This is a genomic window from Faecalicatena contorta, from assembly GCF_021531995.1.
GTDB classification, from domain to species: domain Bacteria; phylum Bacillota; class Clostridia; order Lachnospirales; family Lachnospiraceae; genus Dorea_A; species Dorea_A contorta_A.
Genome location: NZ_JAFBIZ010000254.1, coordinates 1 through 1,126, shown reverse-complemented (window position 1 = coordinate 1,126; position 1,126 = coordinate 1). Strand labels below are relative to the sequence as shown.

1 protein-coding gene and 1 tRNA gene are annotated in these 1,126 nt (G+C 38.0%); both read right to left on the bottom strand.

Features of this window, described 5'->3' with window-relative positions; all coding sequences use genetic code 11:
- Nucleotides 1-10: 10 nt before the first annotated feature.
- Nucleotides 11-706, bottom strand: a complete 696-nt coding sequence (locus tag JQM82_RS15740) for a homocysteine S-methyltransferase family protein (protein WP_235251362.1) — start codon at nucleotides 704-706, stop codon at nucleotides 11-13.
- Nucleotides 707-882: 176 nt separating this feature from the next.
- Nucleotides 883-965 (bottom strand) — tRNA-Leu (locus tag JQM82_RS15735).
- Between the last annotated feature and the right edge of the window lie 161 nt (nucleotides 966-1,126).

Sequence of the window (1,126 nt, the reverse complement as noted above, 5' to 3'; positions counted from 1 at the left end):
AATTTGAGTTCTATCTGTTCCAACAATATATGCCATAATCAAACCTCCTAGTTCCTATATCTCGTGATTTAATTATACCATTTATGCTAATTGTTAGACAGTCTGTTAAACCAATCGCATCAATTTCCGGCATAGCTGCAGCAGTTTCAAGCAGTTTTTTTGCACTTAAACCGGAAGTGCTGTAGCCAAACTGATCCACACAGAATTGTACCATAATAAAAAGTGGGTACTCTTTTTTGAGGCGTTGAATTGCAGAGAGTATATGTTCTGTATCCGGAAATGTTTCAAACGTGAGAACAGAGATTCCGTTTTCGGCGAAACATCTTGCTATCTGATAATATTCCTCTGATAACGGGTCGGTATCAGAGTTCCTTGTAGTGCTTTCAGGAATGGGACCGATGTCTCCGGCAATAAAGACTTCTTTGTCTCCAATAGCCGTTTTTGCAATCTTGATAGCAGCCAGAATATTATTTTTGACAGTTGTCCAGTCAGAAGACAGCAGGGATGTGTTGGAAGCAAAGGTGTTCGTACGAATCAGTTTTGCCCCGGCCTCAATATAAGAGCTGTGAATCTCAAGAACCCGTTCCGGGAAAGAAGTATTGGCATTTTCAGGCATATCGTCTGTCTGATGTTTTTCTGAGTAGTAAGTTCCAAAGGAACCGTCGGTGATGAGTTTATGATATTTTAAGTATTCATTTATCGTCATGGGAGATTCTCCTTATATAAGTTTTGCTTTTTAGTATAGCACATTTTCAGGGGCTCATGTATTAGGAAAATTTATAGCCGGTAATAAGAAAGATTTATCTGATCAGTAATGTGTTATACCGATGCAGGGTAAAAAAATAGCCATAAATCTTGAAATATCAAGGTTTATGGCTATTATGCGGATGGTGGGACTTGAACCCACACGAGGTCACCCCCGCAAGATTTTGAGTCTTGTGCGTCTGCCATTCCGCCACATCCGCATGTGTTGAACATATCAACAACATATTAAATTATAACCTTAAAACATAAAACTGTCAATCCTTTTTTGATTTTTAATTTTCTTCTATAAACCATTTTTGATATTGTCCTAATATACCACAAAGAAAAATGTCCCGAATGTGGTATGATACTCTCATTAAGC